This is a genomic window from Brevundimonas sp. Br13 (assembly GCF_055391505.1).
Genome location: NZ_AP044008.1, coordinates 1,241,978 through 1,264,426 on the forward strand (window position 1 = coordinate 1,241,978; position 22,449 = coordinate 1,264,426).

The window sequence follows — 22,449 nt, forward strand, 5'->3', positions numbered from 1 at the left end:
AGCACAATGCGCGGGATCGCCGACAGGGCGCGACGGGTGACGCCTATCGCCCACAGAACTGGGTCCCGGCTTTCGCCGGGATGAGCGGAGTTTTTGATGTCTGAGCCCTTCACCACGCTGACCTCGAAGACGGTCACGCTCAGCCAGGCCAATATCGACACCGACCAGATCATTCCGGCGCGGTTCCTGACGACGACCACGCGCGAGGGTCTGGGCAAGGCGGCCTTCTATGACTGGCGCTATGAGGCCGACGGTTCGGAAAAGCCCGAAGCCATTCTGAACCGGATCGATCCGGCCGAGCATCGCATCCTGCTGGCGGGCAAGAATTTCGCCTGCGGCTCGTCGCGCGAACATGCCCCCTGGGCCCTGTACGACTATGGGTTCCGGGCGGTGATCTCGACCGAAATCGCTGACATTTTTACATCTAACGCCTTGAAAAACGGCCTGCTGCCGATCGTCGTCAGCCAGGATGTCTGGGACGATCTGGTGTCGCAGCCGGACCAGCCGGTCACAATCGACCTCGAAGCCCGGGAGATCCGGCGCGGCAATGCCCAGCCCGTGCCGTTCGAGGTCGAATCCTTCGCGCGCCAGTGTCTGTTGAACGGGGTGGACACCCTGGGCTGGCTGCAATCAAACCTGCCAGAGATCGAAGCCTTCGAGCGTTCGAGAGAGACCGTCTGATGACCCAAGCCGCCCCCAAGACCTATGAGATCGTCCTGTTGCCCGGCGACGGCGTCGGGCCGGAGGTGACGCGGGCCGCGCGCGACGTGCTGGCGGTCATCGGCGACTTCTACGGCCACAACTTCAACTTCACCGAACATCTGATCGGCGGCGCCGCCATCGACGAGACGGGCGAGCCCCTGCCTGAGGCGACGCGCGCCGCCTGCGTCGCCGCCGACGCCGTCCTGCTGGGCGCGGTGGGCGGCCCCAAATGGGACGGCGGCAAGCGCCGGCCCGAGGAAGGCCTGCTGGCGATCCGCAAGGCCATGGGCCTGTTCGCCAATCTGCGGCCGCTGCAGGTCTCGCCGGTCCTGGCGCACCGTTCGCCGCTGAAGCGCGAGATCGTCGAGGGCGTCGATCTGATCGTCTTCCGCGAACTGACCGGCGGCGTCTATTTCGGAGAGAAGACCCGCACCGCCGACCGCGCCACCGACCTGTGCGAATATACGGTTCCCGAGATCGAGCGCGTGACGCGCGCCGCCTTCCAGACCGCGCGCCAGCGCCGCGGCAAGGTGACCTCGGTCGACAAGGCCAATGTCATGGAGACCAGCCGCCTGTGGCGCGAGGTCGTGACCCGTATCCATGCCGAGGAGTTCCCCGAGATCGCGCTGGAGCACGCCCTGGTCGATTCCATGGCCATGCACCTGATCAGGAAGCCGCGCGAATACGACGTCATCCTGACCGAGAACATGTTCGGCGACATCCTGTCGGACGAGATCTCGGTGCTGGGCGGTTCGATCGGCCTGCTGCCGTCGGCCTCGCTGGGCACGGAAGGGCCGGGCCTGTTCGAGCCGATTCACGGATCTGCGCCGGACATCGCCGGTCAGGACCTGGCCAATCCGGTCGGCACGATTCTGTCGGCGGCCCTCTTGCTGCGTCACAGCCTGAAGCTGGAGGACGAGGCGGATTCCATCGAGGCTGCGGTGGCGGCCGTCCTGGCGGCCGGCGCCGTCACCGCCGATCTGGGCGGGGCTCTGGGCACGCGGGCCGCAACCGAGGCGGTGATCGACGCCATTCGCGCCATCCACTGGGCGGCGGCGCACCGGGTGCAGATGCACTGGGCGTAAGGCGCATCGCCGCCTCCCGAATTTCATGCCGGGAACATCGTTCCTCGAAACAAGAATCTAAGCCCCGAGCCCCGCACCGAGAACGGATCGTGCGGGGCTAAACTTTTTTAACGGAACCGTTGCAAGAAAGTTGCACCGTTTCCGCCTGACCCCCTTGCGTCAGACGCGATTGCAGTAAAACCTTCGCACTTGCGAGATTGCCAAGGGGGTATTTGCTTATGTCGCACGTTTGGAATCGACTTCCGGGGGTCGCTGCGCTCCTGCTTCTGACCATCGGGCTCTTTTACGCCGGCGGGGCCTTCGCCCAGACGCCTGCGGCGGCGCCCGCCCTGCTGGCGCACCAGTCGGCGCTGGAACTGGACGGCGCGGGCACGGCCTGGCTGGGCACGTCCACGGCCCTGGTCCTGCTGATGACCCTGCCGGGCCTGGCCCTGTTCTACGGCGGCATGGTGCGGCGCAAGAACGTCATCGCCACCATCACCCAGTCGGTCGGCGTCTTCGCCGTCGTCTCCCTGGTCTGGTTCATCGCGGGCTACAGCATCGCCTTCGGCGCCAACGCCGACGCCGCGCTCCAGCCCTATGTGGGCAGCCTGGACATGCTGTTCCTGAACGGCGTGAGCCTCGCCACGGCCAACAGCCTGCTGACCGGCATTCCGGAATATCTGTTCATCGCCTTCCAGATGACCTTCGCCATCATCACCCCGGCCCTGGTCACCGGCGCCTTCGCCGAGCGGATGAAATATTCGGGCCTGCTGCTGTTCACGGCCCTGTGGTCGCTGCTGGTCTATTCCCCCATCTGTCACTGGGTGTGGGGCGGCGGCTTCCTCGGTTCGGCCGGCGTGCTGGACTTCGCCGGCGGCGCGGTGGTTCACGTCAACTCGGGCGTGGCCGGTCTGGTCTGCGCCATCTTCCTGGGCCGCCGCAAAGGCTATGGTGTCGAGCCGATCAATCCGCACAACCCTGTCCTGACCATGATCGGCGCCTCTCTGCTGCTGGTCGGCTGGATCGGCTTCAACGCCGGTTCGGCGGGCGCCGCCAACGACCTGATGGGCGTGGCCCTGCTGAACACGGTGCTGGCCGCCGCCGCCGCCGCCCTGACCTGGAAGATCATCGAACTGATCGAAAAGAAGAAGGTCTCGCTGATCGGCATGCTGTCGGGCGTGGTCGCCGGCCTGGTCGCCATCACCCCCGCGGCGGGCTTCGTCGATCCCAAGGGCGCGGTCATCATCGGCCTGATCGCCGGTCCGGTCTGCTACATCTCGTCGGTCTGGATCAAGAAGCTGCTCCGTTACGACGACTCGCTGGACGCCTTCGGCATCCACGGCGCGGGCGGTCTGATCGGCGCCCTTCTGACCGGCGTCTTCGCCACCACGGCGATCAACAGCCTGTCGGAAGGCGCCAATGTCGGGGCCCAGGCCATCGGCCTGGCCTGGACGATCGCCTACAGCGCGGTCGGGACCTTCATCATCCTGGTGATCTGCAAGTTCACCACGGGTCTGCGGGTCAGCGAGGCGGAAGAAGCCGCCGGTCTGGACACCTCGTTGCACGGCGAGGCGCTGGAACACTGAAACCAGAGGGCGCGGCCCGCCGGCCGCGCCCTCCCTTCCGGCGATCCCATCGGGTGCTGGAACAAAAATAACGAAACCAAGGGGATAGATAATGAGAATGAAACTGTTCGGTACGGCCGCCGCTGCGGCCCTGGCCCTGGGGCTGACCGGCCTGGCCGCGCCCGCCTCGGCTCAGGACGCCAAGGTGGCCTTCAACGTCGGCGTGACCAGCGACTATGTCTTCCGGGGCTACAGCCAGACCAACGAAGATCCCGCCATCCAAGGCGGCGTCGACCTGACGGCCGGCAGCTTCTATGCCGGCGCCTGGGCCTCCAACGTTGATTTCGGCGACGACACCGACGCGGAAGTCGATGTCTATGGCGGTTACCGCACCGAGGCGGGCGGCTTCGCCCTGGACTTCGGCGTGATCGGCTACCTCTATGCCGGCGAACCGGACGGCGCTGATTACAACTATGCGGAGTTCAAGGCTGCGGCCTCGCGCGCCGTGGGCCCGGCCACCTTCGGCGCCGCCGTCTACTATTCGCCCGACTTCTTCGGCGCGGCGGATAAGGAAGCGACCTACGCCGAGGTCAACGCCGCCTTCTCGCCGGCGCCCAAGTGGACGATTTCCGGCGCCGTGGGTCAGCAGTGGTTGGACGTGTCCGACGACTACCTGACCTGGAACGCCGGGGTCGGCTATGCCCTCAGCGACAATCTGTCGGCGGATGCGCGCTATTACGACACGGACGTGGACGGGGTGCCCGCGGCCGAGGACCGTTTCGTGGTCGGTCTGAAGCTGACCTACTGAGCCCGTCTTCGGTGAAAAGCGAGGCCCCGGAGCTCTGGCTCCGGGGCCTTTTTCGTATCAGCGGGCGTAGCGGCTTTCGACCGGCTCGTACCGATCCCACACCTTGCCGTCGGCCAAGGACCGCAACAGCTTCAGATATTCGGCATGGGTCCAGGCCAGGGGGGTGGCCGAGTCGGTGTTCTGGCCCAGGGCGTAGTCGCGCTCGGTCGGGTCGCCGACCCCGTCCCAGACCTGTTCGGCCAGCATCAGCCCGTCATTGGCGAACCGCTCCATGCCGCGCACATAGGTCTGGCGGATGGCGGCGATGTCGGCGGCGGACGGAGCGCCGTTCAGGCTGACGCGGGCCAGCTCATAGTGGCCGCGCTCGCCGGTGAAGAAGGGCCAGACCCGACCCCGCTGACCAGGGCTCATCTGCCCGCCGACGCCATAGTTGGCGCCCGCGACATGATCCTCGCCATAGCCGTCGACGCCGTAGCGGCGCCAGCCCGGCGTCTGGTCGCCTTCCGGCCCGAAGTCGTAGCGGACCCGGTACAGGTCCTCCAGGCTCTGGTCGTCATACACGGGCAGGGTCGAAACGATGTGCGGATCGTCGGCCTTGCGCACCCCGTAGCGGACCAGTTCTAGGAAGCCGCCATCCACGACCCGGTCCTCCTGAGGCGCGATCTGGCCGTTGGCGGCGCCGATCGGGGCCTTGTCGTTCGGGTTCTCGTTCTGAGTGATGCGGATGAAATAGCGGCCGTCGCCGAAGTCGCCGCTGGTCGTGAACATCCGCTCTTCGATCTTAGAGGCGTAGCTGTCGGCGGCGAGCTGATAACGGGTCGCTCCCGCCGCATCGCCCGAGGCGCGCGCCATTTCGGCCGCGACCGTCAGCCCGGCCACCACGGCGGCGGTGGTGGAGGGGGAATAGCCCTGCTGCTCTTCCCAGCGCTCCTGCTGGGTGAAGGGCGGCTTGATCTCGGCGACGTTCCACAGAAGGCCGATCTTGCCGCCGTCCACCAGGAAGTCGGCCGCCGGCTTCAGCATCGAACGATAGTGGTCGGCCATCTGGGCGTCGGACAGCCAGCCCAGCTTCCACAGACGATAGCCCAGCATGATCGGCATGGCCGTCTGGTCCAGCTGGACCGCCACCCATTCCAGTTCGCCGTCCACATGGGTCTTCTGCAGGAACCAGCCGCCGACGCCGGTATTGCCGGGCGTGTTCGGGCCGACCTGGACCTGGGGCAGATAGTTGAAGGCCGCCAGCGGCGTCTCCTTGTCGCCCAGCGCCGCCAGGGCCATGGCCACCTGATAGAAGTCGCGCGGCCAGACCGCCTTGTAGCCGGTGGAGGATTTCGACGCATCCACCGTGTCGCCCCAGGGGTTGGACAGGGAGGCGATCAGGGCGCCGGCATGGGTGCGGTCCTCCTGCACCTTCAGCATCAGGGCCGAGGCGTAGGCCAGCTTGCCTCCGTCCGTCGCCTGTTCGGCGATGCGCGGCAGTTCGGTCAGGGAGGCGACATAGTCCTCCCAGCCGATGCGATCACCCTCGCCGTTGAACCGGGCCAGAACCTCGTCCAGGCCGACAGCGAAGGCGCCGTCCGCCGCCGCCTGGGCCTCGGCCTCGCTGGAGCCGAAGCCGATCACGAAATCTCGGCTCAGGCTCTGCCCCTGACGCAGGCGCGGCAGGGCGCCCGTCATCATCGTATTGCCCGCCGTCTCTCCGGTGGAGGCGTAGGTCCAGTCCATCCGGCCGTCCTTCAGGTCGGTCAGACCGTCCGATGCGCCGACGAAGCCGACGCCGGCCTTGTCGAACGGACGGCTCGGCTTGAGCACCAGATGGGTGTCGCCTTCCCAGGCATGGAAGGCCTGGCGCGTGACCTGACCCCGGTCGTCGACGCCGGTGTTGGCGATGTGCGGCTCCAGCAGCAGATAGGGCGTGGCCTCTCCGCTCAGGGCCGTGATCTTGACCCGCAGCACCAGGGCGTTGCGGTCCGGGTCGGTGAAGATGCGTTTCTCGATTTCGAACCGGCCGGCCTTGTCGCGCGTGGTGACCCTATAGGCCGGCGACAGGGGGCGGCCCTGGGCGTCCGTATGCAGATATTCGGTCTGCTCGGTGGTGTCGGCGCCCTCCACAGCCAGGCCGTCAGGGGTGACGACGGCGAAGCGAAGCGCCTTGATCTGGGCCTCGTGGATCAGGCCGTACATGGTTTCGGTCAGAACGCCGTCGGCGATGGAGAACCAGACCTTCGACACCGCGCCGGTCGGGCCGCCGTCACGGTACTGGCCGTCGACATAGGCTTCATAGGAGGCCCCGGCGCCGGTCTTGGCGGCGCTGGACCAGGTAGGCGGATCACCCGGCGCGCCCGGAGCGATCCCGGACTGGGCCGAGGCGGCCGAGGCGAGCGCCAGGCCGGCGGCGCCGGCGAGGCAGAAGGAACGGAAGTGACGCATTGTGGTCCTCACGGGTTGCGCGTGGGGGCGGGGGAAAGAAGAAAGCTCAGGGGAACGTCCAGCCGCTGGTTCCACGAGGCCTCATTGTGCTGGGCGCCGGGGAAGACCAGGCTCTGGAAATCGCCGGGGCCGTAGCCGCGACGGCGGAAGACGGCGTCCACCTGGGTCTGGAAGGCGGCGTAGAACTGATCCAGGGTCTCATCGCCCCGGTCGAAGTAGAAGCGGTTCGCGCCGGGCGCCGGCAGGCCGCGCTCGATCACCCCGGTCCAGGCGGCGACCAGACGTTCGCGCCAGGCCTCCAGGCCTGGGCCGTCCAGACCTGTGACCCGCAGCGGCCAATGGGTCGACAGACAGGCGGCGGCGGAGAAGACGTCCGGCCGTTTCATCACCGCGTACAGTGAGATCAGCCCGCCCATGCTGGAGCCGCTGATCAGGGTGTCCTCGCGGCCGGGCAGGGTGCGGTAGGTCCGGTCCACGAAGGGTTTCAGCTCTTCGGTCAGGAAGCGGATGTAGCCGTCCGACAGGGGCGGGCCGCCATAGACGGCCTGAACATCGCCGCGCATGTCCTCGGGCAGGGCCGCGATCAGATCGGCCGGGACATATTCCCGCAGGCGAAGATCCGTGTTCCAGACGCCGACCACGATGGGGGCGCGCACCTGACCGCCGGCGATCAGCCGCGTCAGATGCTCGTCCACCCCCCATTCGCCGAAGTTGGCCGTCGAGGGATCGAACAGATTCTGTCCGTCGTGCATGTAGAGGACGGGATAGGCCGCATCCGACGTCTCATAGCCGGGCGGCAGCCAGACGGAGACGTTCCTCGCCTTCACATGGGCCGAGGTCACGGCCTCGTGGAGGATCAGACGACCGGCCGCCGTCTGCGCCCGTGCGGCGCCGGCGAAGGGCAGGGCGGCCGCCAGGGCTAGGAGCGCGCGGCGGTTCACGCCCTTTGCTCCCGCACCCTCAGGGCGCTGAAGGCCGCCAGCAGGAAGGAGGCGGCGCCCAGCACCAGGGCCCAGATCGCCTGTCCGCTGAAGAAGTGCTTCAGAATCAGGCCCAGCACCGTGGCCGCCAGCAGCTGGGGCACGACGATGAAGATGTTGAACACGCCCATATAGACGCCCATCTTCCGCGCCGGCACAGCCGCCGACAGGATGGCGTAGGGCATGGAGACGATCGAGGCCCAGGCGAAGCCGACCCCGACCATCGGCAGCCACAACAGGCCCGGCTCGCGGATCAGGAAGACGCCGAACAGACCCGCCGCGCCGAGCGCCAGCATCAGGGCGTGGGTCGCCCTGCGGCCGATCCGCCTGGCCAGGACCGGCAGGGTGAAGGCCGCCAGGGCCGCCACCCCGTTATAGACCCCGAACAGAACCCCAACCCAGTCGGCCCCGGCGGCATAGGCGGCCGAGGTGGTGTCGGTCGTGCCGTAATGGACGCTGGTCACGGCGGCGGTGGTGTAGATCCACAGGGCGAACAGGGCGAACCAGCTGAAGAACTGGACCACCGCCAGGTCGCGCATGGTCTGGGGCATGCGATAGACGTCGTTCAGGATCTCGGTCACGGCGTTGACGATGCGGCGGCGCTGCATCAGGCCCACTGCGATCTGCAACAGGCCGAAGCCGACGAAGAAGCCGGCCAGGACCAGCAGCTCCTTCTCCAGATCGAAGGCGGCGATCAGCACCAGGCCGAGCCCCCCCAGAACGGCGCAGACCAGGCCCGAACCCATCCAGCCCCGCACGCTGCGGGCCGGCGGCTCCGGCGCATCGTCTGCCGGGGCGGCGCCCAGGGCTTCAAGGCGCGCGCGTTCGAAGGCGGCGAGCTGTTCGGGGCTGTATTCGCGGGTGCTCAGCACCGTCCACAGCACGGCCGTGAACAGGCCGGCGGCGCCGACGTAGAAGGCGATCTTGACCGACAGGGGCACGACGCCCGCCTCGGCCGTCGAGACCACGCCGAAGACGTTCGACAGCAGCCAGGGCAGGACCGAGGCGAAGACCGCCCCTGCGCCGATGAAGAAGCTCTGCATCGCATAGCCGGCGGTGCGCTGCTCCTCCGGCAGATTGTCGCCGACGAAGGCGCGGAACGGCTCCATGGTGATGTTGATCGAGGCGTCCATGATCCACAGCATGGCGGCGGCGAACCACAGGCCGGGGCTGTTGGGCATGGCGATCAGGGCCAGGGTGGTCAGGATCGCCCCGACCAGGAAATAGGGGCGGCGACGCCCGAACCGGGTCCAGGTCTTGTCGCTGAAATGGCCGACCAGGGGCTGGACCAACAGACCCGTCAGAGGGGCGGCGATCCAGAGGATGGCCAGGCTGTCGACCTCGGCGCCCAGGGTCTGGAAGATCCGGCTGGTGTTGGCGTTCTGCAGGCCGAAGCCGATCTGGATGCCGAAGAAGCCGACGCACATGTTCCAGATCGCCAGGCCGGACAGGCGCGGGCGGTGGGAGAGGAGGGGGGCGGCGGCGCTCATGACCTTCCCCCGCTTGCGGGGGAAGTGTCGCGTCGTGGCGCGCAGCGACACGCGTGACGATGGGGGGAGTTCAGCCTTCTGTCAGAAGACTTCCCTCTCCGACCCTGGATCGCTGCGCGATCGACGGGCCACCTCTCCCGCAAGCGGGAGAGGGTCTTAGTACCGCCCATCACCGCCGCCCCCGCCCGATCGGCACGAAGCGGATGGCCTGGCCGCCGCCGGGCGCCAGGGCCAGGGTCAGGACGTCGGTGGAGGTCACGTCGCGACGTTCGATGACGATGTCCTCGCGCTTGCCGCGATAGTCAGCCTCGGGGCCGTCGCGGTAGATCTCGGCCCGGTAGCGCCGGCCGTCGTCGAGGAAGTCGAGGGGCGCGGTCAGGACGCGCGGATGCTCGTCGGTGATGGCCCCCAGAGCCCAGACGTCGGAGGTCCGATCCTTGCGCGCTATGGCGACATAGTCGCCCATCTCGGCCGCGAGCACGCGGGTCTCGGCCCAGTCGACCGGCACGTCCTTGATGAACTGGAACGGCCCGGGGTTGGCTTCGTAATTGACCAGCAGGTCCGCCGCCATCTGGATCGGGCTGTAGATGACGACGTACAGGGCCAGCTGTTTGGCCCAGGTCGTCTGCACCCCGCCGGGGCTGCGCGTCTCCATGCCGAAGATGCCGGGGGTATAGTCCATCGGCCCGGCCAGCAGGCGAGTGAAGACCAGGTTCGGCTCGTGCTCGGGCGGATTGCCCGGATTGCCCCAGGCCGAATATTCCATGCCCCGCTGGCCCTCGCGGCTGATGATGTTCGGATAGGTGCGGCGCAGGCCCGTGTCCTTGAACGGCTCGTGGGCGTTGATCGCCACCTTGTGGCGGGCGCCCGCCTCGACGACCTTCATATGGTGCTGGGCCATGGCCTGGCTCTCGTGCCAGGCCATCACCATCCGGCGGTCCGGCCCGGCGACCCGAGCGCCGCCCGCATCGGCGACATAGCCGGTCTTGACCGAATGGACCCCCAGCCGCTCGTACAGGGCCATGGCCGGTTCCAACTGCTGCTCATAGTGGAAGGCGTTGCCGCCGGTTTCGTGGTGGCCGATCAGCTGGACGCCCTTTGACCGGGCGTGGGCGCAGACCGCCTCGATGTCGAAGTCGGGATAGGCTTCGGTGAAGCTGAAGTCCGAACCGTTGGCGAACCACTGGCCGTCCCAGCCCTTGTTCCAGCCCTCGACCAGCACCCCGCCCAGGCCGTGTTCGGCGGCGAAGTCGATGTGTTTGATGGCGTTTTCGGTCGTGGCGCCGTGTTTGGGGCCGGAGTTCCAGGTCTTCAGATCCAGGTGCATCTCCCACCAGACGCCGACGTATTTCATCGGCTTGAACCACGACACGTCCCCCAGCTTGTTGGCCTCGTTCAGGTTCAGGATCAGGCTGGACTCGATCAGACCGGCCGCCGTGTCCGACATCTGCAGCGTCCGCCACGGGGTGTTGAACGGCGCCTGGCGCACCACGGCGGCGTTGGTCAGGCCCGGCGTCAGCTGGGCGCGGAACTTGGTGTCCTCCGACCGGCGCAGGTTCATCCCGGCGTAGTCGATGCAGGCGGCCTCGTGGATCGAGACGTGCAGGCCCGACCGCCCCTTGACCGTCATTGGCGTCTGGGCGCTGCCGACCGCGCTGATCGGCGTGCGGCTGTAGAGGTATTCCTCGCGGTTCCATTCCCAGGCGGGGCACCACAGGGCCTCGCCGTCCTCGGCCAGGTTGAACTCGGTGATCTCCGAACCGATGCGGACCGTCTTCAGGGCGGGCTGGTCCGGGAATTCGTAACGGAAGCCCAGGCCGTCGTCATACAGGCGAAAGACGACATCGACGCGCCGTTGCAGGCCGCCGGTCTCGGCGTAGCGGACCCGCCACTCGTTGTAATGGTTGCGGATGAAGCGGCGCTCGCCCCAGGGCTGCTCCCAGGTCTCGTCGAAGGTCACGGGCTGACCGGCCGTGATCGCCAGGCCGCGCTCGAGGGCGGGGGCGTCGGTCAGCAGGAAGCCGAGCTTGGACGGGGCCACGACCATCCGCCCCTGACGCAGCACCGCATACATCGGCCGGCCGTCGTTGTCGGTGAAGGCCTCGACCGTCAGCACGCCGCCGGGCGAACTGGCGCGGGCGTGGGTCGGCGCGGTCTGGGCGCGAACGCCCGTGGCGCCGAAGGCCAGGATCGAGGCGCCGCCGAGGGCCAGGAAGGATCTGCGCTTCATCTGTGAACTCCGTTACGCCGCCTCTTGCCAACCGCCGCGAACGGTGGCTGAAACGTTTGCAGAAAAATTTGCAGGCTCGAAAGCCTGTGCTGAGGACCCGCGACCTTGAGCCGCAAGACAACCCGACTTGAAGACATCGCGCGCCTGGCCGGCGTCTCCGTCGCCACCACCTCGCGGGCGCTGAACGACAGCCCCGCCGTCAACGACCGCACCAAACAGCTGATCTGGAAGCTGGCGAAGGAGCACGACTATCCGTTCCGCCGCTACATGCCCGCCGGTCCGATCGGGGCTCAGGGCACCATCGCCCTGGTGACGCCGCGCCCCCAGGGGCGCGAGGGCCGGATCTCGGACCCCTTCTTCCTGGAGCTGCTGGCCGGGGTGGGCGAGGCGGCGCGCGAACGCGGTTGCGACCTGCTGATGAGCCACATCTCGCCCGCCACCTATGACGAACTGGCGGCGGCGATGAACACCAGTCGCGCGGACGGGGTGATCTTCCTGGGTCAGTCCAGCCTGCACGGCGCCTTCAACCGGCTGGCGGCGGGCGACCATCGCTTCGTGGTCTGGGGCGCCGACCTGCCGGAGCAGGACTATTGCTCGATCGGATCGGACAACTTCTCGGGCGGTCGCCGCGCGACCTCCCACCTGGCGCGGCTGGGCCGCACGCGCATCGTCTTTCTGGGCGACCTCGATCCGCCCGAGGCCATGCAGAGGCACCGGGGCTATCTGGAGGCGCTGGAGACGGCGGGCCTGTCGGTCGACGCCGAACTGATCGTCCCCGCCCATTTCGAGGTCGAATCCGCCGAGGCCGCCGTGGACGCCCTGGTGCGCCGAGGCGTCAGGTTCGACGGGGTGGTGGCCGCCTCCGACCAGATCGCCCTGGGCGCCGTGCGGGCCCTGCAGCATGCCGGCCTGACCGTGCCCGGCGACGTCTCCGTCATCGGTTTCGACAATGTGCCCTTCAGCCGCTATTCGCGCCCGGCCCTGTCCACCATCGCCCAGGATACGATGAAGGCCGGAAGGCTGATGGTGTCCAAGCTTTTGGACCACGGGGGCGCGACGGCCGGTCGGTCGGAACGGGTGCCCACCGACCTGATCGTGCGCGAGACCTGTGGCGGCTGAACGGATCATGCCAGTCTGAAGACCAGGCCGGCGAGCGGAGGCAGGGCGGCGCCGTCGGCCTCGGTCCAGTTGATCGCCTCGATCCGCGTCGCGTTTTCGGGCGGGCTCCAGTCGATCCGCTCGTGACCCAGGTTGAAGACGCACAGCAGCCGCTCTCCGCCGCCGCCGCGCTCCTGGCGTTCGAAAACCAGAAGGTCCGAGGTCTGGATCGGCGCCATGGCTCCGAAGCGCAGGGCCGGGTGCTGATGACGCAGCCGGATCATGCGGCGGGCGACGTGCAAGGTGGAGCCCGGATCGGCTTCCTGGGCATCCACCGCCAGCGGCAGGTGACGGGGATCGACCGGCAGCCAGGGTTCGACGGTGGAGAAACCGGCGTTGGCCTGATCCGCATGCCAGGGCATGGGCGTGCGGGCGCCGTCGCGGCCCAGGGTCTCGGGCCAGTTGGCGATGGCCTCGGGATCGACCAGCCGCTCGAACGGCACCTCGGCCTGGGGCAGGCCCAGCTCCTCGCCCTGATAGACGAAGACATTGCCGCGCAGGCAGACCAGCAGCATCAGGGCCATCTCGGCGAAGGCCTTGCGGTCCCGCCCTTGCGCCCAGCGCGACACGGCGCGCGGCGCGTCATGGTTGGAGAAGGTCCAGGACGGCCAGCCCTCGCCCTGCTGATCCGGCCACATGGTTTCGCCCCGCGCGACCAGTTCGCTCTTCAGCGTGTCGGCGTACAGATACAGGAAGCCATAGGCCGAGTGCAGCCGATCGGTCCCGGCGGTGTATTCCTTCATCTCGCGGTCGGCGTGATCGCCGCCGACCTCGGCGACGGTGAACCGCCCCTCATAGCTGTCGGTCAGGGCGCGGATCCGGTTCAGGAAGCCCAGGATCTCCGGCTGGCTCTGGTTGTAGATCTTGTCCTGGAAGTCGAAGGGGCGGGTGCGCTTCTTGCCGTCGTTGATCGGCGGATTGTCGGTCAGCTTCAGGTCGTGGATGGAGAAGTTGATGGCGTCCAGCCGGAAGCCGTCGACGCCCCGGTCCAGCCAGAAGCGCGCCGCTGCGATCAGGGCGTCCTGGACCTCGGGGTTCCTGACGTTCAGCTGCGGCTGCGAGGCCAGGAAGTTGTGCATATAGTACTGGCCGCGCCGCGCGTCCCAGGTCCAGGCCGGGCCGCCGAACACCGACTGCCAGTTCGACGGCGGCGATCCGTCCGGCTTGGCGTCGGCCCAGACGTACCAGTCGGCGTGCGGTCCGGTGCGCGAGGCGCGGCTGTCCAGGAACCAAGGGTGCTCGTCCGAGGTGTGCGAGAAGACCTGGTCGATCACCACCTTCAGGCCCAGGTCGTGGGCGCGCGCCACCAAGGCGTCGAAATCGGCCAGGGTTCCGAAGATCGGATCGACGTCGCAATAGTCGGCGACGTCATAGCCGAAGTCCTTCATCGGCGAGGTGAAGAAGGGCGACAGCCAGATGCCGTCCACCCCCAGCGAGGCGACGTGGTCCAGATGGTCGGTGATCCCCTTCAGGTCGCCGACCCCGTCGTTGTTCGCATCGGCGAAACTGCGGGGATAGATCTGGTACAGAACGGCGCCCCGCCACCATTCAGTGTGGGCGGTCGCCGGCTGGGCGGCGGTCGCGAGATCGAGGCTGTGGGCGTTCACTGGGGCGTGCTCTTGCAGATCAGATAGTCGAGAGGGGGGATGCGGACGGCGTAGCTGGCCGGCGCCGAGGCCTGGGATTCGCAGTCGCCGCGCACAGCTTGCCACCGCAGCGAACCGGGCTCCACCTCGACCTGGGCCGTGACTGCGGCGGTCGAGCTGTTGAACAGGACCAGGGTCTCGCCGCCGGACTCGTCCAGACGAGACAGGGCGAACAGGCCGGGCGCGTCGCCTGCCGCGCGGACGATCTGTCGGCCCCGGCGCAGGGCGGGATCAGCGGCGCGGATTCGGGCCATTTCGGCGATGGCCTTATAGAGGGGCGCTGTCGTGGCATAGGGCGTCTGCCGTCCGCCGATCGGCTGTTCCGCCGCATAGACCTGGGTCCGGCTGGGCCACATGTCCTGGCGCGAGTTTCCATAGCCGCCGGCGCCGGCGAAGCCCTGTTCGTCCCCGTAATAGAGGGTCGGCACGCCGCGGCTGAACATCATCAGGGCGTGGGCCAGTTTCACCCGGGCCAGGATCTCGGCCTCGTCGGCGTCGGGATTGGCCTGTTTCACGAAGAAGCCGACCCGGCCCATGTCGTGATTGCCCAGGAAGGTCGGCAGGACGGCGGCCGTCTCGGCGCCCTTCGCGTAGACGGCGTCGGCGGCGAACAGCCGGGCCAGGGCGTCGGTTCCCGTCTTGCCGGATGCGACCTCCACCGCGGTCTTCTGGAAGGGGAAGTCCAGCACGGCCGGATAGGCGTCCTCCCGCGTGAACCGCGCCGTCACCGCCGGGTCGGGGTCATAGACCTCGCCGAAGATGTGGAAGTTCGGAATGCCCCTGGCCCGCGCCCGCTCCAGCATGGCGGGGATGAAGGCCCGCCAGAACTCGGGGTTCACGTGGCGGGCGGTGTCGATGCGGAAGCCGTCGATCCCGTATTTGTCGATCCAGCCGCCGAAGACGTCGATCATGCCCTGGACCACGACGGGGTCTTCGGTCAGCAGATCGTCCAGACCGGCGAAATCCCCGTCCAGCGAGCTTTCGCCCGCAAACGTGCTGTCGCCCCGGTTATGATAGTGGATCGGGTCGTTCAGCCAGGCCGGGACCTTGGCCTTCTCCTCGCCCGTCGGGACATAGGGCGTATAGGCGTAGTCGGGCCGGGTCAGGCGCGAGAAGTCCCGCCCGTCGAAGCCCGCGTTGATCGCCGCCCCGTCCACCCCGCCGCGGCGGGTGTAGGGATAGTCGGCCCGGCTGCGGTATTCGCACGGCCGGTCCGGGCATTCGCGGTAGCGGATGACGTCGGCCGTGTGGTTGGCGACGATGTCCAGATAGACCTTCATGCCCCGCGCATGGGCCGCATCGACCAGGGCCCGCATCGCCGTCTCGTCGCCGAAATGGGGATCGACGGCCGTGAAGTCGGTGATCCAGTAGCCGTGGTGCGCCGCGCCGGTGTAGCCGTTGTGCGTCTGCACCGGCTTGTTCTTGAACACGGGCGCCAGCCAGACGGCGGTGGCGCCCAGGCCCTGAATATAGTCCAGCCGCTGCGTCACCCCGGCGAGATCGCCGCCGTGGTAGAAGTCGGTGTCCGACGGATCGAAGCCGCTTTTCAGCCGCTCGGGGGCGTAGCCGCCGTGGTCGTTCGCGGGATCGCCGTTGGCGAACCGGTCGGGCAGCAGGAAGTAAATGACCTCGTCCTGCGGCGGACGCTGACGCAGCGCCGTCAGGGCGTCGGCTGCGGGCGACGCGGCCGGGGCCTCGGCGCGGGCCTGAAAGGGCAGGGCCGAAAGGCTCGCCATCAGAGCCGTCGCTGCGGCCAAGGCGCGGGCGCGGTTCGTCTTGCGGGGGGCAAGGCTCATCCTGTCGGTCCTCCTGTCTGGAAAGTGCAAAGCCTTCCAGATCGATTTGCAAGATTTTGCAGTCCTGGGGCCGCCTGTCAACGCGGATTGGAATGATGCAATGCAGCGAAAGCTTGGCCTTATCCGTCCGTATATCCGCGTATACCGGGCTTTTGTAGCTCTGGAGAGTGCGACGAAAATGCGTCGCCCACATTAACGGCTTGCAACCTTGTCCAAGATTTGCATATTTTTGCGAAGGCTTCGGCTGCGACATTCAGAATCGCGGCGGCCCCCAGGGAGGATGACCATGTCTCTACGTCTTAACCGGCGCGTGCGCCTGCTGTCGGGCGCTGCTGTCGGCGCCGCCGCCTTCGTCGCCGTCGGTGCGGCGCAGGCTCAAACCGCGACCACCGGCCAACAGGCCGATCAAGCGCCGACCGAAGTCGGCGAAATCGTCGTCACCGGCATCCGTCGCTCGATCGAGGCCTCGATCTCGGCCAAGGCCAACAACACCTCGATCGTCGAAGTCATCTCCGCCGAAGACATCGGCAAGCTGCCGGATGTCTCGATCGCCGAATCCCTGGCGCGCCTGCCCGGCGTGACGATGCAGCGCCTTGACGGCCGCAGCCAGCAGATCTCCATCCGCGGCCTGGGCCCGGACTTCACCACCGCCCTGCTGAACGGCCGCGAACTGGTCACCACCGGCGACAACCGCGGCGTCGAATTCGACCAGTTCCCGTCGGAACTGCTGGGCAGCGTTGTCGTCTACAAGACCCCGGATGCGGCCCTGCTGGGTCAGGGTCTGGCGGGCTCGGTCGATCTGCGCACCGTGCGGCCCCTGGCCTACGGCCGTCAGGCAATCGCCCTGAACTATCGGCATGAGTGGAACGACATCGGCGCCCTGAACTCGGGCACGACCGACAGCGGCGACCGCTACACCGTCTCCTACATCGACCAGTTCATGGACGGCACCCTGGGCGTCGCCCTGGGCTACGCCCATATGAGCTCGCCCTATCAGTCCGAGCGGTTCAACGCCTGGGGCTATCCCACCTATTCCGACGGCAATCTGCTGACCGGCGGCGTCAAGCCCTACGTCATGTCCTCGGAGCTGGAGCGCGACGGCTATATGGGCGTGCTGGAATGGCGCCCGAACGACCGCATCCATTCGACGATCGACGCCTTCTATTCCGAGTTCAAGAACACCCAGGTCCTGCGCGGCATCGAATTTCCGCTGGCCTGGGGCGGCTCTTCGGGCGACTGCACCGTCAACGTCGCCTCGCCCGTCTGCCGTCCGGCGCCGTCGCTGCGCCCCGGCTACACCGTGGAAGACGGCCTGATCGTCGCCGGCACCTGGGACAACATCAAGGGCGTGGTCCGCAACGACCTGAACAAGCGCGACAGCAACATCACCGCCCTGGGCTGGAATACCGAATTCGTCGCCAATGACGATTGGACCCTGGGTCTGGACCTCAGCTATTCGAAGGTCGAGCGTGACGACATCATCCTGGAGACCAACGCCGGGACGGGCCGCAACATCAACGGCGCCCTGGACACCCTGGGCTTCGAACTGACCGACGACGGGGTGACCCGGTTCAACAGCCGGCTCGACTACGCCGACGCCAGCCTGATCCGCATCACCTCGGCCCAGGGCTGGGGCTCGGACGTCATTCCGGGCGGACAGGTCGGCTATATGAACACGCCCTCGATCGAGGACGAGCTGAAGGCGGCCCGCATCACCGCCAAGCGGACTCTGCACCAGAGCCCGTTCAGCTCCATCGACTTCGGCCTGAACTATACCGAGCGCAACAAGAGCTTCGTCAACGACCAGTACTATATCGGCGTCCCCGGCGGCGGCGATCTGTTCGTGCCGTCGGAATATCTGCTGGCCCCGACCGACCTGGGCTATCTCGGCATTTCGCAGGTGCTGAGCTATGACGCCCTGGGCGTGGTCAACAGCGGCCTGCTGGATCGGGTTCGCAATCCCAACGCCGACGTCGCCGCCGGCAACTGGGAAGTGACCGAAAAGGTCTCTACCGCCTATATCCGCGCCAACATCGACCACGAACTGTTCGGCATGCCCCTGACCGGCAATGTCGGCATGCAGTTCGTCTATACGGATCAGAGCTCCAGCGGCTTCTCGGCGCGGCAGGTCGGCCCCGGCGTGGCTGAAACGGTCGCCGTCAACGGCGGTGCGGAATATCTGGAGATCCTGCCAAGCTCCAACTTCATCCTGGAGGTCGGCGACGACATGTTCGCCCGCTTTGCGGTCTCGCGCACCCTGGCGCGTCCGCGGATGGACGACATGCGCGCCTCGCGGAACTACAGCTACAACACCAGCCTGGCCCAATCGACGGACATCAACCGTTCGCCGTGGGGCGGCGGCGGCGGCAATCCGGAACTGCGGCCCTATATCGCCGACGTCGCGGACCTGTCGTTCGAGAAGTATTTCGCCAACCGCCGAGGCTATGTCTCGCTGGCCGGCTTCTACAAACACCTCGAAACCTACGTCTATAACCGCAACCAGATCTTCGACTTCAGCGGCTATCCGATCGGCGTGATCTCGCCGACCAACCCCGAACCGGCTCTGCGCCAAGGTCTGGTCGGTGCGCCGGACAACGGCGACGGCGGCTGGATCAAGGGTCTGGAGTTCTCGGTGTCGGCTCCGTTCGACCTGCTCCACCCCGCGCTCGAAGGCTTCGGGGGCGTCTTCAGCGCCTCGGCGACCGACAGCGAGGTCCAGCCCGACCCGACCCAGGCCCCGACCACCCTGCCGGGCCTGTCGGAGACGGTGGTCAACGGCACCCTCTATTATGAGCGTTACGGCTTCCAGGCGCGGGTCTCGGGTCGCTACCGGTCGGACTTCCTGGGCGAGGTCGCCGGCTTCGGCAACGGCCGCACCCTGCGGTCGGTCGCGGCGGAAACCGTGGTCGACGCCCAGATCGGCTACGAATTCCAATCCGGTCCGCTGGAAGGCCTGTCGATCCTGGCCCAGGTCAACAACCTGACCGACGAGCCGTTCAAGACCTTCGAAAACGGCGATGAGCGCCGGACCATCGACTATCAGAGCTACGGCCGGACCTTCGCGGTGGGCATGAACTACCGCTTCTGATTTCTCCCCTGAGCAAACTGTGGCCGCCTCGGAAACGAGGCGGCCTTTTTCTTCTGTGGGCCCACTGCGCGCCAAAGTTTGGTTACAGGCGCCCTTTTTCCGCTGGACGGCGCGTCCGCTATGGCCGAACCAAGGCGACCAGAACCGCGCGGGCACAGCGCGGCGTCTTCGTATCATCCGTAAGGGGGAATATTCATGTCCGCACCAGAGGCCGCAAGACGTCAGGGCACAGGCCTGGCCTTCGCCTATGTCACCACGCTCTTCTTCGCCTGGGGCTTCGCCACCTCGCTGATCGATCCGCTGATCGCGGCGGTGAAGCGGGTGTTCGATCTGAACAACGCCGAGGCCTTTCTGACGACCTTCGCCTGGTTCATCGCCTATGGGCTGATGTCCCTGCCGGCGGCGGCGGTGCTGGGCCGGCTGGGCTACAGCCGTTCGATCATCGGCGCCCTGGTCGTCATGGTGGCGGGCTGTCTGATCGTGCCGGCCGCCACGGCCGCCGACTGGTATCCGGGCGTGCTGATCGCCCTGTTCGTCATCGCCTCGGGCGTCACCCTGCTTCAGGTCGCGGCCAATCCGCTGGTGGCTGAACTGGGCGCGCCCAAGGGCGCCTCCAGCCGTCTGAATCTGTCCCAGGCCTTCAACTCCCTGGGCACCACGGTCGGTCCGTGGCTGGGGTCGCACGTCCTGTTGACGGGCGGCGTCTTCGCCGCCGGCGCCGTGGTCACGGCCGCCACCCGCACCCAGTCGCTGCGCAGCATCGACATGGCCTTCCTGGGCATGGGCGCCTTCTTCGCCGTGGTGGCCTTCTTCATCTTCACCGCCCGCAAGAAGATCAATGCGGCGGCGCCGGCCTCGACCGAGGCGGTCTCCCCGCTGAAGGCTCTGTCTTCGCCCTGGGCCATCTTCGGCGCCCTGGCCATCTTCCTCTACGTCGGTTCTGAAGTGGCCATCGGCGGCATGCTGACCAACTTCCTGGAAAGCCCCGAAATCCTGAACGCCCCCATCGAGACTGCGGGCAAGATGGTCGCCCTCTACTGGGGCGGCGCCATGGTCGGCCGCTTCATCGGCTCGGCCGTCCTGACCCAGGTCCGGCCGGGAATCGTCCTGGCGGTCTGCACCGTGACGGCGGCGGTCCTCTGCTTCGTCGTCAGCCGGATCGGCGGACCGACGGCGGCCTATGCGGCCCTGTCGATCGGCCTGTTCAACTCGATCATGTTCCCGACCATCTTCACCCTGACCCTGGAGCGGTCCACCGCCCCCACCTCGGCCACCTCGGGCCTGTTGGTCTTCGGCATCATCGGCGGCGCCCTGCTGCCCCAGGTGGCGGCGCGCATCGCCGACGCCGCCGGCGCGCTTCAGCCGGCCTTCGTCGTGCCGATGCTGGGCTATGTCGGCCTGACGATCTTCGCCGTGGCCTGCATCCGCACCAAGGCCAAGACCGAGGTGACGACCACCGTCTCGCACTGAGGCCGGTCTTCAGACACGACAAAGGGCGCGGAGAGCCATCTCCGCGCCCTTTTCAATTCCGCGCGGACGGTCAGCCGTCGATCAGGCCCTGAAGGATCGGGGCCAGGCGGTCGCGCATCTTTTCGCAGTCGGCCTGGTCGATGTTGAAACTGCCGCCGCCCAGTTCGCGGCTGACCGACATCCCCATGATGAAACCGGCCAAGAGGCGGGCGCGGACCCGGGCGTCTGGTCCGCTGATCCATTCCTCAAGCGGGCCGAAGAAGCGGGCCGTGCAGGTGTTCTGAACCATTTCAGCGGCCTTGTTCGAGCCGATGGAGCGCAGCATGATCGCCATGCCCTTCAGCTTTTCATCCTTCTTGGGCTCGAAGACGATCTCGTGGGCGACGCGCCGGCCGAACTCGGACTTGTCGCCCGACATCAGGGTGCTGCCGTCGCTGCAGCTGTCCAGGGCCGCCAGGAACAGATCGTCCTTGGAGCCGAAATAGCGGCTGATCAGGGCCGCATCGACGCCGACGTCGCGGGCGATGTCGCGCATGCCCACATCGTCATAGCTCTCGGCCGCGAAACGGTCGCGTGCTGCTTCGAGGATGGCCGTGCGGGTGGCGGCGGCGTTCCTCGGGCGGGGGCCGGGACATAACAAGGGGGCGACACTCCAGAATGAATAACCGTAGCCTCCATATGGCTTTGTCAACGCCTGTTGACAAGCGTCACGACGCCACCCATTAAGTCACCATGCGTTGACAAGGCCGGCTCCCCACCGGTCCTCATCCGCACGACAGGGATTTACCTCCGACAGGGAGATTGCGCAGATGCGCGGGCTGAAGATTGCGGCCGTGTCCGTCATGGTGACGGGCGCGCTTTATGGATGTTCCCCCAAGGCCGAGGGCCAGGCGCCCGGCGGCGCCCCGCCGGTGACGGTGGCCACGCCTCTGCAGCAGAAGGTGGTGGACTGGGACGAGTTCACGGGACGCTTCGAAGCGATCGAGAGCGTGGATGTCCGCGCCCGCGTCGGCGGCTATATCCAGGCGGTCCATTTCCGCGACGGCCAGATGGTCCAGAAGGGCCAGCTGCTCTTCACCCTGGACCCGCGCCCCGCCCAGGCCGCCCTGGCCCAGGCCCAGGCCCAGGTCGCCCAGATGCAGTCGCAGCTGACCCTGGCCCGCGCCAATCTGGCGCGCAGCGAGACCCTGCTGGCCTCCCAGGCCGTTTCCCGGGCCGAATATGACGCCAACAAGGCGGCGGTCGATGCGGCCCAGGCCAATCTCGCGGCGGCCAACGCCGCCGTTCGCACCGCCCAGCTGAACCTGGAATACACCCGCGTCACGGCGCCGACCTCGGGCCGGGTCTCGGATCGTCGCGTCGATCCGGGCAATCTGGTTGCCGGCGGCTCCTCGGCGGGCGACGTCCTGACCACCATCGTCTCGGGCGGTCCGATCCACTTCGTCTTCGACGGTTCGGAAGCGGTGCTGTTGAAATATATGCGAGACGGCGGCGCCAGCCAGGGCTCCCCGGTTCGCATCCGCCTGCAGGACGAGAGCGGCTTCACCCGCACCGGCCGGCTGGACTTTTCGGACAACGCCCTGGACACCTCGTCCGGCGTGATCCGCATGCGCGCCATTGTGCCGAACGCCGACGGCTTCCTGCGGCCCGGCCTGTTCGGCCGCGCCCAGGTCGCCGGCGCTGGCTCCTATGACGCCCTGCTGGTGCCCGACACCGCCGTCGGCACCGATCAGGCGCGCCGCGTCGTCTCGGTCGTCAACGCCGACGGGTCGGTCACGACCAAGCCCGTCGAACTGGGTCCGATCGTCCAAGGTTTGCGCGTGATCAAGTCGGGTCTGGCCCCGACCGACCGCGTCATCATCGCCGGCCTGCAACGCGCCGCCCAGCCGGGCTCCAAGGTCACGCCCAAGACCGGCAAGATCCAACCCGTCGCCCAACAGGCGCCGGACGCCCCGGTCACCCAGGCGGCCCCGGCCTCCACCGCCTCGTTCGCCACCAGCCTTTCGACCGGCGACTAAG

15 protein-coding genes are annotated in these 22,449 nt (G+C 67.4%); 8 read left to right on the top strand and 7 right to left on the bottom strand.

Translation table 11 applies throughout. The features are described 5' to 3' along the window. Positions 1-96: 96 nt before the first annotated feature. From leuD to ACZ5M6_RS06175, 4 genes are all read left to right on the top strand, one after another. Positions 97-681 (top strand): 3-isopropylmalate dehydratase small subunit, encoded by a 585-nt coding sequence (gene leuD / locus ACZ5M6_RS06160; RefSeq protein WP_464159918.1) that lies wholly within the window; start codon positions 97-99, stop codon positions 679-681. Further along, positions 681-1,787, top strand: a complete 1,107-nt coding sequence (gene leuB, locus ACZ5M6_RS06165; RefSeq protein ID WP_336970428.1) for a 3-isopropylmalate dehydrogenase — start codon at positions 681-683, stop codon at positions 1,785-1,787. Before leuD ends, leuB begins: the two co-directional genes overlap by 1 nt. Positions 1,788-2,005: 218 nt before the next feature. Further along, the gene (locus ACZ5M6_RS06170) at positions 2,006-3,355 is read left to right on the top strand and encodes an ammonium transporter (RefSeq protein WP_464159919.1); all 1,350 of its coding nucleotides are present in this window, start codon (positions 2,006-2,008) and stop codon (positions 3,353-3,355) included. A 97-nt stretch (positions 3,356-3,452) separates the two neighbouring features. Continuing rightward, positions 3,453-4,142, top strand: coding sequence for a TorF family putative porin (locus tag ACZ5M6_RS06175; RefSeq protein WP_464159920.1), 690 nt, complete (start codon positions 3,453-3,455; stop codon positions 4,140-4,142). Positions 4,143-4,199: 57 nt separating this feature from the next. Here ACZ5M6_RS06175 and ACZ5M6_RS06180 read toward each other — a convergent pair whose 3' ends face one another. The 4 genes from ACZ5M6_RS06180 to ACZ5M6_RS06195 form a co-directional block, all read right to left on the bottom strand. Further along, complete coding sequence (locus ACZ5M6_RS06180; RefSeq protein ID WP_464159921.1) at positions 4,200-6,572, bottom strand: glucan 1,4-alpha-glucosidase; 2,373 nt, start codon at positions 6,570-6,572, stop codon at positions 4,200-4,202. 8 nt (positions 6,573-6,580) lie between these two features. Further along, positions 6,581-7,513: an alpha/beta hydrolase gene (locus ACZ5M6_RS06185; protein WP_464159922.1), complete on the bottom strand. Its 933-nt coding sequence runs from the start codon at positions 7,511-7,513 to the stop codon at positions 6,581-6,583. Continuing rightward, on the bottom strand, positions 7,510-9,042 hold the full coding sequence (locus tag ACZ5M6_RS06190; protein ID WP_464159923.1) for an MFS transporter: 1,533 nt from the start codon (positions 9,040-9,042) through the stop codon (positions 7,510-7,512). Before ACZ5M6_RS06190 ends, ACZ5M6_RS06185 begins: the two co-directional genes overlap by 4 nt. A 169-nt stretch (positions 9,043-9,211) precedes the next feature. Beyond that, on the bottom strand, positions 9,212-11,272 hold the full coding sequence (locus tag ACZ5M6_RS06195; RefSeq protein WP_464159924.1) for a glycoside hydrolase family 97 protein: 2,061 nt from the start codon (positions 11,270-11,272) through the stop codon (positions 9,212-9,214). A gap of 105 nt (positions 11,273-11,377) precedes the next feature. Here ACZ5M6_RS06195 and ACZ5M6_RS06200 point away from each other — a divergent pair, with 105 nt between their 5' ends. Next, entirely contained in the window at positions 11,378-12,391 is a 1,014-nt protein-coding gene (locus tag ACZ5M6_RS06200) for a LacI family DNA-binding transcriptional regulator (RefSeq protein WP_464159925.1), read from the top strand. 5 nt (positions 12,392-12,396) lie between these two features. On the opposite strand, the gene ACZ5M6_RS06205 is transcribed toward ACZ5M6_RS06200, so the two are convergent. Together ACZ5M6_RS06205 and ACZ5M6_RS06210 are read right to left on the bottom strand one after the other, a co-directional pair. Next, positions 12,397-14,037 carry an alpha-amylase family glycosyl hydrolase gene (locus tag ACZ5M6_RS06205; RefSeq protein ID WP_464159926.1) on the bottom strand — a complete coding sequence of 547 codons (1,641 nt, stop codon included), beginning with the start codon at positions 14,035-14,037 and terminating at the stop codon, positions 12,397-12,399. Beyond that, positions 14,034-15,872 (bottom strand): alpha-amylase family glycosyl hydrolase, encoded by a 1,839-nt coding sequence (locus tag ACZ5M6_RS06210; protein ID WP_464159927.1) that lies wholly within the window; start codon positions 15,870-15,872, stop codon positions 14,034-14,036. The genes ACZ5M6_RS06205 and ACZ5M6_RS06210 overlap by 4 nt, the downstream gene beginning before the upstream one ends. A gap of 286 nt (positions 15,873-16,158) precedes the next feature. On the opposite strand from ACZ5M6_RS06210, the gene ACZ5M6_RS06215 reads away from it, so the two are divergent. Together ACZ5M6_RS06215 and ACZ5M6_RS06220 are read left to right on the top strand one after the other, a co-directional pair. Further along, positions 16,159-18,960 carry a TonB-dependent receptor gene (locus ACZ5M6_RS06215; protein WP_464159928.1) on the top strand — a complete coding sequence of 934 codons (2,802 nt, stop codon included), beginning with the start codon at positions 16,159-16,161 and terminating at the stop codon, positions 18,958-18,960. A 195-nt stretch (positions 18,961-19,155) separates the two neighbouring features. Next, complete coding sequence (locus ACZ5M6_RS06220; RefSeq protein WP_201464141.1) at positions 19,156-20,430, top strand: sugar MFS transporter; 1,275 nt, start codon at positions 19,156-19,158, stop codon at positions 20,428-20,430. 70 nt (positions 20,431-20,500) lie between these two features. Here the strand turns inward: ACZ5M6_RS06220 and ACZ5M6_RS06225 are convergent, their stop codons facing one another. Continuing rightward, positions 20,501-21,121, bottom strand: coding sequence for a TetR/AcrR family transcriptional regulator (locus tag ACZ5M6_RS06225; protein WP_464159929.1), 621 nt, complete (start codon positions 21,119-21,121; stop codon positions 20,501-20,503). A gap of 118 nt (positions 21,122-21,239) precedes the next feature. Between ACZ5M6_RS06225 and ACZ5M6_RS06230 the strand changes: the two genes are divergently transcribed. Further along, entirely contained in the window at positions 21,240-22,448 is a 1,209-nt protein-coding gene (locus ACZ5M6_RS06230; protein WP_054764935.1) for an efflux RND transporter periplasmic adaptor subunit, read from the top strand. Position 22,449: the final 1 nt, after the last annotated feature.

Bases quoted from the DNA above. Each gene is read 5' to 3' on its own strand.
- leuD (WP_464159918.1), top strand. From the start codon at position 97: ATGTCTGAGCCCTTCACCACGCTGACCTCGAAGACGGTCACGCTCAGC.
- leuB (WP_336970428.1), top strand. From the start codon at position 681: ATGACCCAAGCCGCCCCCAAGACCTATGAGATCGTCCTGTTGCCCGGC.
- ACZ5M6_RS06170 (WP_464159919.1), top strand. From the start codon at position 2,006: ATGTCGCACGTTTGGAATCGACTTCCGGGGGTCGCTGCGCTCCTGCTT.
- ACZ5M6_RS06175 (WP_464159920.1), top strand. From the start codon at position 3,453: ATGAAACTGTTCGGTACGGCCGCCGCTGCGGCCCTGGCCCTGGGGCTG.
- ACZ5M6_RS06180 (WP_464159921.1), bottom strand. From the start codon at position 6,572: ATGCGTCACTTCCGTTCCTTCTGCCTCGCCGGCGCCGCCGGCCTGGCG.
- ACZ5M6_RS06190 (WP_464159923.1), bottom strand. From the start codon at position 9,042: ATGAGCGCCGCCGCCCCCCTCCTCTCCCACCGCCCGCGCCTGTCCGGC.
- ACZ5M6_RS06195 (WP_464159924.1), bottom strand. From the start codon at position 11,272: ATGAAGCGCAGATCCTTCCTGGCCCTCGGCGGCGCCTCGATCCTGGCC.
- ACZ5M6_RS06210 (WP_464159927.1), bottom strand. From the start codon at position 15,872: ATGAGCCTTGCCCCCCGCAAGACGAACCGCGCCCGCGCCTTGGCCGCA.
- ACZ5M6_RS06215 (WP_464159928.1), top strand. From the start codon at position 16,159: ATGTCTCTACGTCTTAACCGGCGCGTGCGCCTGCTGTCGGGCGCTGCT.
- ACZ5M6_RS06220 (WP_201464141.1), top strand. From the start codon at position 19,156: ATGTCCGCACCAGAGGCCGCAAGACGTCAGGGCACAGGCCTGGCCTTC.
- ACZ5M6_RS06230 (WP_054764935.1), top strand. From the start codon at position 21,240: ATGCGCGGGCTGAAGATTGCGGCCGTGTCCGTCATGGTGACGGGCGCG.